Raw genomic sequence first — 10,239 nt, forward strand, 5'->3', positions numbered from 1 at the left:
GTCGCCGACGAGGCGGCGCGCGAGCGGCTGCTCTATCTGCGCAGCAGCATCGACAACCTCGACGCCGCGCTGGTGCATCTGCTCGCCGAACGCTTCAAGTGCACCCAGCAGGTCGGAGAGCTCAAGGCGCGGCACAGCCTGCCCCCTGCCGACCCGGCGCGGGAGGCGTCGCAGATCGAGCGGCTGCGGAAGCTGGCCGAGGACGCCCGGCTGGACCCGGCGTTCGCGGAGAAGTTCCTGAACTTCATCATCGATGAAGTGGTCCGGCACCACCGGGCGATCGCCGACGGGACGCTGGGCATGCAGAACGGGCCGTCCGCCGGCTGAACGGGGCGGACGGTCCTCGCCGTCCGCGTCAGATCACTTCCCGGCTGATCGGCTGCGGATTGGGCGCCACATCGCGCATCCGGATGCGCCCCGGCTGGTGCAGCAGCAGGGCCAAGGCCGCCGCCACCATCGAGATACCGCCGGCGAGCGCATAGGCGCCGTTGTATCCCCAGGCGTCGACCACCATCGATCCCAGTCCGCCGCCGAACAGGCCGCTGATCAGCTTTCCGCTGTAGACCAGCCCGTAATTGGTGGCGTTGTAGTTCTCGCCGAAATAGTCCGGGGTCAGGGCCGCGAACATCGGGTAGAAGGCGCCGCCGCCGAATCCCGACAGGAAGGCGAAGACCAGGAACAGCCACTCGCTGTGGATGTCACCGGCCCAGATCACGCCGAATTGCGCCAGGCCCAGGACGACGATGACGAAAACCAGGGTCGGTTTCCGTCCCCACAGGTCGGACAGCCAGCCGACCACCGCCCGTCCGACGCCGTTGACGACGGACATCACGCCCATGGACGAGGCGGCGACCAGCGGACCAAAGCCGACTTCCTTGGCGAAGTCCACCTGGAAGGAAATCCCGAAGATCGAGACTCCGGCGGTCATGACGAGAGTGATCCACATCAGTGGGAGCATGCCGCTCCGGAGGGCTTCCCTCGGAGTGAACTGCCGTACCGCGGGCGGGTTCTTGGCCAGGCTTGCGGCGCTCTTCCTGTTGCCGGAACGGCTCAGCGGGTCGATGTCGGCGGGCCACCAGTTCTTCGGCGGATCCTTGAAGAACCACGCGCAGACGCAGACGACGAGCAGGACGTACACGCCGATGAGGTCCAGCACCTCGGCGAAATTACTGGTGTCGAAGGCGTAGTTGAAGATGAATATGAAGGGCAGCGCGCCATAGGCGAAGCCGCCGTTCACCAAGCCCGTCTTCGCGCCGCGCCGCTCGGGGAACCACTTGCCGACCATATTGATGCAGGTGGCGTAGATCAGGCCGGAGCCGAGGCCGCCGATCACACCGAAGCCGCAGAGGGCCAGGAAGACATTGTCCAGGTGGGCGAGTGCGGCAAAGCCGATGAGGCTGAGTGCTGCCCCGAGGAACATGGCCTTGCGGGCGGTCAGGATTCCCCGCTCGCGCAGCCAGCCGGCCGGAAAGGCGATACCGGCCTGGAAGAACACCCAGACGCTCAGAATCCAGAAGGTGTTGCTCTGCGTCCAGCCGTGGGCCCCCGAGAGGGTGTCCTCGGCCGAACCGTATGCATACTCCGAAACGCTGATGGCCATCATCGCGATCCACGGCAGATACACCATCAGCTTGCGGGAATGACCGAGCAGATCCCGGTCCGTCTCACCGATGCGATAGACACGGCCCTTGCCGTCCGTGACCTCGCGGCATGCGACGGCCCTCGCATGCCGTTCCTTCTCTGTGCTCATCTCATCCCCTCGGAATTCTCCTAGGAAGTGAAAGAACCCGGTCAGCGCGCCCCCCGTCCGATCTCTCCGTGCTCCAGGAGAGCTTCGGCGGAGCTCCCGGAGCGGGGGTCAGGCCAGCAACCCCGCGGCCCGTGCCCAGCGGTATTTCGCACCGAGCGCCGCCACCGGCTTCTCGGTGGTGTACGGGTAGGCCACAACGCCCCGCTCGAAGAGATACGCGGCGGCCTCCTCGACCTCGGTGTCACCCGCCAGCGACACCACCACCGGCTTCTCGATCCCGCGCGCCCGGAACTCCTCGACGACCCGCGCCGTCAGCTTCGCGAAGACCATCGGCGGCGTGACGATGGTGTGCCAGTAGCCGAGCACCAGCGCATGGATCCGCGGGTCCTGCATGCCCAGCCGGATGGTGGCCTCGTACGTGGACGGTGGCTCGCCGCCCGTGATGTCCACCGGGTTCCCGGCCGTGCCGAACGGAGGGATATAGCGCCGGAACGCGGCATCCAGGTCGTCGGGAATGTCCATCAGCCGCAGTCCGTTGTCGACGATGGCGTCCGACAGCAGGACCCCCGAGCCGCCGGCGCCCGTGATGATGACGACGTTGTCGCCCTTCGGGGCGGGCAGTACGGGCAGTGCCCGCGCGTACTCCAGCATGTCGTTCAGCCCCGGCGCCCGGATGACGCCGGCCTGCCGCAGGATGTCGTCGTAGACCGCGTCGTCCCCGGCCAGCGCGCCCGTATGCGATCCGGCGGCCCTTGCGCCCGCGCTGGTCCGCCCCGCCTTCAGCACCACGATCGGCTTCTTGCGTACGGTCTCCCGCGCCGCCTCGACGAACGCCCGCCCGTCCTTCAGATCCTCCACGTGCATGGCGATGCAGTGGGTGTGGGGGTCCTCGCCGAAGTACGTCAGAAGATCGTCCTCGTCCACATCCGCCTTGTTGCCGAGCCCGACGATCGCCGAGACACCCGTCTTCGTCGTCCGGGCGAAGCCCAGGATCGCCATCCCGATGCCGCCGGACTGCGAGGTCAGCGCCACCCCGCCCTTGACGTCGTACGGCGTGCAGAACGTCGCGCACAGGTCCTGCCAAGTGGAGTAGTAGCCGTAGATGTTCGGCCCCAGCAGCCGCACCCCGTACTCCTCGCCGATGGCCACGATCCGCTCCTGCAGGGCGTGTTCACCTGTTTCGGCGAAGCCGGACGGGATCAGGACGGCGTTCGGGATGCCCTTGCGGCCGACCTCCTCCAGCGCCGCGGGGACGAGCGGCGCGGGGATCGCGAACACCGCCACATCCACCTCTCCCGGCACATCCATCACCGACTGGTACGCCTCGCGGCCGAGAATGTCCTCGGCCTTGGGATGCACCGGATGGATGTCCCCCGGGAAGCCGCCGTCGAGGAGATTGCGCATCACCGAATTGCCGATCTTCCCCCGCTCGGCGGACGCCCCGATGACGGCCACCGAACGCGGCCGCATCAGCCGCCGCATCGCGGTGAGGATCTCGTCCCTGGTGTGCCGACGGCGCTGCACCGGCGCCCCCTCACGCAGCAGGATACGGACGTCCGCGGCCATCGCGCCGTCCGCCGAGGCGAACACCGGATTGAGATCCACTTCCGCCAACTCGGGAAAATCCGCGGCAAGTTGAGAGGTCCGGACGATGACGTCGGTGAGCGCCGCACGGTCCACCGCGGCCCCGCCGCGCACCCCGCGCAGCACCGCCGCGGCCCGGATCCCGTCCAGCATCGATGCCGCGTCCTCCGGCGAGGCCGGCGCCAGCCGGAAGGTGACGTCCCTGAGGACCTCGACCAGCACGCCCCCCAGGCCGAACGCCACGATCTTCCCGAACGTCGGGTCGGTGACCGCCCCGACGATCACCTCCTGTCCCTCGGGCACCATCTGCTGCACCTGCACACCGGAGATCCGCGCCGCCGGGTCGTACGCCGTCGCGTTCTGCACGATCGCCGTGAACGCACCCCGCACCTCGGCCGCCGAGCCCAGCCCGGTCCGTACCCCGCCCGCATCCGTCTTGTGCAGGATGTCCGGCGAGACGATCTTCAATGCCACCGGGAAACCGATCCGGTCGGCCAGCGCCACCGCATCATCGGCACACTCCGCCAGCCCCTCGGCCGGTGTGGGAATCCCGTACGCATCGGCGATCAGCTTCCCCTCGGGCGCCGTCAGCGCCGTCCGCCCCTCGTCCCGCGCACGCTCCAACACCCCACGTACTACCTCTATATGGCCACCCATCAGATCACTCCCTTTGCCTGAAGCAGCCGCAGTTCCTCGTCGTCGATCCCCAGCTCGCCCACGTACACCTCTTCGTTGTGCTCGCCCAGCAGGGGGGAGCGATCGACCTCGACGGGGGAGTCGGACAGCTTCAGCGGCGACCCGACGGTGGTGAAGGCGCCGCGCTGCGGATGCTCGACCGTGACGACCATCTCGTTGGCGGCCAGCGAGGCGTCCTCGACGATCTCCTTCGTCGAAAGGATCGGCCCGCAGGGGATGCCGTGGGAATTCAGCCGCTCCAGCACCTCCCACTTGGGCAGGGTGCTGCTCCACTCCTCGATCAGCTGAAACATCTTCGCGAGCCTGGGCAGCCGAGACTCCGGCGTCGCCCACTCCGGGTCCTCGGCCAGCTCGGGCCGCCCGATCAGCGCGGTCAGCGGCCGCCAGCCGGCCGGCTGCACGATCACATAGACGTAGTCGTTGGGGCCGCCGGGCGCACACCGCACCGCCCACCCCGGCTGCCCGCCACCGCTCGCATTACCGCTGCGCGGCACCTCGTCGGCCGACGTCGTGTTGTCGGCGTTCGGGTACTCCGCCAACGGCCCGTGTGCCAGGCGCTGTTGGTCGCGCAGCTTGACCCGGCACAGATTCAGCACCGCATGCTGCATGGCGACATTGACCCGCTGTCCGCGGCCGGTGTGCTCGCGCTGGTAGAGCGCCGCGAGGATCCCGGCGACGCAGTGCACCCCGGTCCCCGAGTCGCCGATCTGTGCCCCCGTCGCCAGCGGCGGCCCGTTTGCGAAGCCGGTCGTCGCCATCGACCCGCCCATCGCCTGCGCCACCACCTCGTACGCCTTGAAGTTGGTGTACGGGCCCTCGCCGAAGCCCTTGATCGAGGCGTAGACGATCCGCGGGTTGATCTCCCGGATACGGTGCCAGCTGAACCCCATCCGGTCCACTGCGCCCGGCCCGAAGTTCTCCACCAGGACGTCGCTGCGCCGGATCAGCTCGGTCAGCAGCTCCTTGCCGCGGGCGGTCTTGGTGTTGAGGGTGATGCTGCGCTTGTTGCAGTTGAGCATCGTGAAGTAGAGGGAGTCGACGTCCGGGATGTCGCGCAGCTGCCTGCGCGTGATGTCACCGGTGGTCGCCTCCAGCTTGATGACATCCGCGCCCAGCCAGGCGAGCAGCTGGGTGGCGGAGGGACCGGACTGTACATGGGTCATGTCCAGGACACGGACCCCGCTGAGTGCTTTGGCCACGGCCGGCTCACCTCACTTGTACATGGTCTGGTTCACGGTTCCGGGGGCGTAGGCGTCCGGGTCGATCCAGACGTTGATCAGCGACGGCTTGCCCGACGCACGGGCGCGCTCGAGGGCCGGCCGGATCTGTGCCGGGTCGCGGACCTCCTCGCCGTATCCGCCGAGCATCCGTGCGAACTGGTCGTACGGCACATCCCCGAGGGTGTTGCCGACCCGCTCGCGCGCGTCGCCGTATTTGGCCTTCTGGCCGTAACGGATCTGGTTCATCGAGGAGTTGTTGCCGACGATCCCGACGAAGGGGAGGCGGAAGCGGACCAGCGTCTCGAAGTCCCAGCCGGTCAGCGAGAACGCCCCGTCGCCGAAGAGCGCGACGACTTCCTTCTCCGGCCGCGCCTGCTTGGCGGCCATCACAAAGGGAATCCCCACACCCAGCGTCCCCAACGGCCCCGGGTCCATCCAGTGGCCGGGCGACCTGGGCTGGACGACCTGCCCGGAGAAGGTGACGATGTCCCCGCCGTCCCCGATGTAGACCGAGTCCTCGGTCAGGAAGTCATTGATCTCGCTGACCAGGCGGTACGGGTGGATCGGGTCGGCATCCGAGCGCAGCTGCGGCAGCCGCTTGATGAGCGCGGCCTGCTCGGCTGCCCGCAGCTCCTCCAGCCACTCCTTGCGCCGGCCGGCGCCGTCGTTCAGCCGCCCGGACGCGGCCTCGGTGACGGCGGCCAGCACCAGCCCCGCGTCCCCGACGATCCCCAGGTCGATGTCCCGGTTCTTGCCCACCGTCCGGTAGTCCAGGTCGATCTGGACGATCGTCGCGGCGGGGGAGAGGCGCTTTCCGTACCCCATCCGGAAGTCGAAGGGCGTGCCGACGATCACGATCAGGTCGGCGTGGGAGAAGGCATAGCGGCGGGAGAGCTGGAAGTGGTGCGGATCGCCGGGCGGCAGGGTGCCGCGGCCCGCGCCGTTCATGTACGCGGGGACGTTCAGGGTCCGTACGAGCTCCGTCGCCGCGTCCGTGGCCCGGGTCGTCCACACCTGACTGCCCAGCAGAATCGCCGGTTTCTCGGCCCGTACGAGGAGATCGGCGAGCTGTTGTACGGCCTCCGGGTCACCGGGCGAGCGGGTCGAGGCGCGGTACTGCCCGGCCCGCGGAATCCTGGCGGTCTCCCGCGGCACCTTGGCGTCCAGGATGTCGCGGGGGATCTCCAGGAACGATGGGCCCGGAGCGCCGTGATAGCACTCGCGGAACGCCATCGACACCATGTCCGCGGCCCGCGCGGTGTCGGGGACCGTGGCGGCAAACTTGGTGATCGGCGCCATCATGTCGACGTGCGGCAGGTCCTGCAGCGACCCCATCTTGTGCTGGCTGTGCGCGCCCTGACCCCCGATCAGCAGCATCGGGGACTCGGCGCGGAGGGCGTTGGCGACCCCGGTGACCGCGTCCGTGGTGCCGGGGCCCGCGGTGACCACGGCGCAGCCGGGCCGGCCGGTGATCCGGGCGTAGCCGTCCGCGGCGTGCGCGGCGACCTGTTCATGGCGGACGTCGATGACATCGATGCCCTCGTCGACGCAGCCGTCGTAGATGTCGATGATGTGGCCGCCGCAGAGGGTGTAGATGACGTCGACCCCCTCCGCCTTGAGCGCCTTGGCGACCAAGTGCCCACCGGAGATGAGGTCTTGAGCGTCCTCAGGCATGGGGCATCGCTTCCCTTCATGGAGGTTCCGGCAGCGCGCCCGGACGGGATCCGGGACAGATTGCATACAGTCGACGAATACTGTATGAACCCGTTATCCCGCATCGTGTCGCCGATGTCCAGAGGGCGCACGGCGATCAGTCGTAGGAGCGGGCGTGGGCCTGTTCGGCTCGCACATCAGGCACGGGAACTCTTCGCGGGGTACGGGGTGTTGGTCCGGCTGCTGGGTACGGACGCCAATGGCCACCTCGTCCGCCACGTCGTCTGCCCGCCACGCTCATCGCCCCGCGTGCCCTGCGGCAGGTCCTGATCCGCCAGGACGCGTTCCTCGTCGAGGTCAATCCGCCCGTACGGACGGTCGACGGCGCGATCCTCGCCCTCGCCGGCAAGGTCACCGCCACCCTCTCGCCGACCGCGCCCACCCGTCGCCCCCAGGCCGCCACCATGGACGCCGCCGCCCAGCACGCCGCCGACCTGGCCACGGCCGCTGCCTGACGAGGCCATCGCCATGGCTATCTGGCTCACCAAGGACACCAGGGACTCCAAGGCCATCGTCCAGGGTGTGACCGGCACCCGGGGCATGAACCACACCCGGCGGATGCTCGCGTCCGGCACCGACTGCCCGTCCACGCCGCTGTCCGCGAGGCAATCGACCGCACCAGGGGGGACGCCACCGTTGTCCGCGTCCCGCCGCCGTTCACCGAGGCCGCCGTTCACCGAGGCCGCCGTTCAACGAGGTCACCAACTCGGGCGTCGGCCTGGGGCACCTCAAGGCATCCCGTACACGACGCGGCACCCGCGCCATCGGCCCCCATCGCCCCGGCCCGACCGGTCCGGACCGGTCCGCCGCCTACATCGTCTGCACCCGGGCCGCGCACCGGTGGTCCGCCCGCCCGCCCCGAGTGACACTCGCCATACCTGACCCCGGACCGGCCCACGCACCGTCACGTACCACTACCGTCCAGTAACAGGTTCCTGTGGGAGCCGCCGAGAACCGACTGAGCGCCACCACCCTGCCCCTCCGGCCGTGCACCGAGAGCGGAGACACCGATGGCACCCATTTCTGAGGCCCGCACCACCCCGAACCTCACCCTCAAACCCGGTACGTCCTGGCAGGACGCCTGGCAGCGCAGCCTGGCCGCCGCCCCCGAGGCATTCCGCGACGACCATGTCCGCAACCTCTGGGCGGCCCAATGGCACCCGGACGGTGCCCCGCTGCCCGCCGCCAGCCCGGTGGACGGCACCCCCATCGCCGGCCCGCCCCGCCTCGACGCGGACGCCGCGCGGCATGCCGTACGCGCCTCCCTGGACCAGCATCGCGCCTGGCGCCACGTCCCCCTCCCCGAACGCAAGGCACGGATCAGCGCCACCCTCGACGCCCTCACCGAACACCGCGAGCTCCTCGCCCTCCTCCTCGTCTGGGAGATCGGCAAGCCCTGGAAGCTCGCCCAGGCCGACGTCGACCGCGCCATCGACGGGGTCCGCTGGTACGTCGGCGAAATCGACCGCATGCTCACCGACCGCTCGCCGCTCCCCGGCCCGGTCAGCAACATCGCCAGCTGGAACTACCCCATGTCGGTCCTGATCCACGCGATGCTCGTCCAGGCGCTGGCCGGCAACGCCGTGATCGCGAAAACTCCCACCGACGGCGGCCTCTCCTGCCTCACCCTGGCCTGCGCGCTGGCCGCCCGCGAGGGCATCCCGGCCACCCTCCTCAGCGGCAGCGGCAGCGAACTCTCCCCCTCCCTCGTCCGCGCCCCCGAGATCGGCTGTGTCTCCTTCGTCGGCGGCCGCGACACCGGAGCCCGGGTCGCCACCGCCGTCGCCGACCTCGGCAAACGCCACATCCTCGAGCAAGAGGGCCTCAACACCTGGGCCATCTGGCACTACACCGACTGGGAAGCGCTGACACCCCTGCTCCACAAGACCTTCGATTACGGTAAGCAGCGCTGCACCGCCTACCCCCGATTCGTCGTCCAGCGCGACGCCTTCGCCGACTTCCTGGCCGCCTACCTCCCGGCCGTACGCGCCATCCGCTTCGGCCACCCCCTGGCCGTCGCCGCCCCCGACGACGCCCTCCCCACCCTCGACTACGGCCCCCTCATCAACGCCACCAAGGCCAAGGAACTCGCCGACCTGACGACGGAGGCCATCTCCCGCGGCGCCGTCCCCCTCCACCGCGGCGACCTTTCCTCAGGCTGGTTCCTCCCCTCCCAGGACACCTCCGCCTATCTCCCTCCCACGACCCTCCTGGCCCCGCCCCCGTCCTCCCCTCTCCACCACGCCGAACCCTTCGGCCCCGTCGACACCATCGTCCTCGTCGACACCGAGGCCGAACTCCTCGCCGCCATGAACGCCAGCAACGGCGCCCTGGTCGCCACCCTCTCCACCGACGAGCCCGCCACCTACGCCCGCCTGGCCCCTCAGGTCCGCGCCTTCAAGGTCGGCCACAACAAACCCCGCTCCCGCGGCGACCGCGAGGAACTCTTCGGCGGCTTCGGCAATTCCTGGCGCGGCGCGTTCGTGGGCGGCGAACTCCTCGTCCACGCGGTCACCGAGGGCCCGCCCGCCGAACGCCTGCCCGGCAACTTCCCCGACTACCACCTGATGCCGTAACGGCGCGCCCGGCGCTCCCGCACCCGAGTCCCTGAAGGTCGGGCCACAAGGCAAACCTCCCCGCGGCGCCGGCCGTCGGCACCGTACGCTTCCGCTCCACCGCTGGAGCGGAAGCGTACGGTGCCACGCCAACGGCTCCCCCCCCGGCCCTTCCTCAGCGACGGCGGCCTCGGCGAACGGTGTCGGGACGCGGACGACCGTGACGTCCGCCCCGGTGCAGCAAGATCACGAGAGTGACCTCGCTGGTCCGTCTGTGGGCGAAGATCCGCATCACTTGAAGGCCATCACCCCCGCGCTGACCGTCATCACCATCGTCCCGGCGCCCTCAGCAACAGCGACCGGCTCATCGACCTCGCCCGCCATACACCGACGCCCCAGCGTTGTGCGAATTGTCCTCCACTGCCCATAAGGCGAAGTTATGTCCCGCACGGATACGCAGGTGAAGGGCACTCCGAAACCTTGGTATTGTTGTCCATGTCGCCGCGGGGAACACCCCGCGAAGACCACCTGGTCCGGGTGGCGGAATGGCAGACGCGCTAGCTTGAGGTGCTAGTGCCCTTTATCGGGCGTGGGGGTTCAAGTCCCCCCTCGGACACTCAGAACTCAGACTCACATACGAACCAGTCGGGGTCCTTGCGGACCTTGACCTGGCGGTAGGTCATCTCCAGCGCGTCGTAGATCATCAGCCGGCCGACCAGCG

General features: G+C 69.2%; 7 protein-coding genes and 1 tRNA gene. 3 read left to right on the forward strand and 5 right to left on the reverse strand.

Annotated features, from left to right (window positions below):
* A partial coding sequence (locus tag AB0D04_RS41130) for a chorismate mutase (protein WP_362712527.1) occupies positions 1-327 on the forward strand: 327 nt, incomplete at its 5' end.
* A 28-nt stretch (positions 328-355) separates the two neighbouring features.
* Here AB0D04_RS41130 and AB0D04_RS41135 read toward each other — a convergent pair.
* The 5 genes from AB0D04_RS41135 to AB0D04_RS41155 form a co-directional block, all read right to left on the reverse strand.
* A complete protein-coding gene (locus AB0D04_RS41135; RefSeq protein WP_362712528.1) occupies positions 356-1,750 on the reverse strand; it encodes an OFA family MFS transporter in 1,395 nt (464 codons plus the stop codon).
* A gap of 108 nt (positions 1,751-1,858) precedes the next feature.
* Positions 1,859-3,991 (reverse strand): acetate--CoA ligase family protein, encoded by a 2,133-nt coding sequence (locus tag AB0D04_RS41140; RefSeq protein ID WP_362712529.1) that lies wholly within the window; start codon positions 3,989-3,991, stop codon positions 1,859-1,861.
* Positions 3,991-5,229: a formyl-CoA transferase gene (frc, locus tag AB0D04_RS41145; protein WP_362712530.1), complete on the reverse strand. Its 1,239-nt coding sequence runs from the start codon at positions 5,227-5,229 to the stop codon at positions 3,991-3,993. Before frc ends, AB0D04_RS41140 begins: the two co-directional genes overlap by 1 nt.
* Positions 5,230-5,241: 12 nt before the next feature.
* A complete protein-coding gene (locus tag AB0D04_RS41150) occupies positions 5,242-6,924 on the reverse strand; it encodes a thiamine pyrophosphate-binding protein (protein WP_362712531.1) in 1,683 nt (560 codons plus the stop codon).
* Between the two features lie 176 nt (positions 6,925-7,100).
* Positions 7,101-7,640 (reverse strand): hypothetical protein, encoded by a 540-nt coding sequence (locus AB0D04_RS41155; protein WP_362712532.1) that lies wholly within the window; start codon positions 7,638-7,640, stop codon positions 7,101-7,103.
* 333 nt (positions 7,641-7,973) lie between these two features.
* Between AB0D04_RS41155 and AB0D04_RS41160 the strand changes: the two genes are divergently transcribed.
* Positions 7,974-9,539 carry an aldehyde dehydrogenase family protein gene (locus tag AB0D04_RS41160; protein ID WP_362712533.1) on the forward strand — a complete coding sequence of 522 codons (1,566 nt, stop codon included), beginning with the start codon at positions 7,974-7,976 and terminating at the stop codon, positions 9,537-9,539.
* A gap of 510 nt (positions 9,540-10,049) precedes the next feature.
* Positions 10,050-10,134: transfer RNA gene (locus AB0D04_RS41165), tRNA-Leu, on the forward strand.
* Positions 10,135-10,239 lie beyond the last annotated feature (105 nt).

The sequence above is a fragment of the Streptomyces sp. NPDC048483 genome (genome assembly GCF_040651455.1).
Taxonomy (GTDB): Bacteria; Actinomycetota; Actinomycetes; order Streptomycetales; family Streptomycetaceae; genus Streptomyces.

Excerpts from the sequence above, each read along its gene's own strand:
- AB0D04_RS41135 (WP_362712528.1), bottom strand. The coding sequence starts at position 1,750 with ATGAGCACAGAGAAGGAACGGCATGCGAGGGCCGTCGCATGCCGCGAG.
- AB0D04_RS41140 (WP_362712529.1), bottom strand. The coding sequence starts at position 3,991 with ATGGGTGGCCATATAGAGGTAGTACGTGGGGTGTTGGAGCGTGCGCGG.
- AB0D04_RS41160 (WP_362712533.1), top strand. The coding sequence starts at position 7,974 with ATGGCACCCATTTCTGAGGCCCGCACCACCCCGAACCTCACCCTCAAA.
- AB0D04_RS41150 (WP_362712531.1), bottom strand. The coding sequence starts at position 6,924 with ATGCCTGAGGACGCTCAAGACCTCATCTCCGGTGGGCACTTGGTCGCC.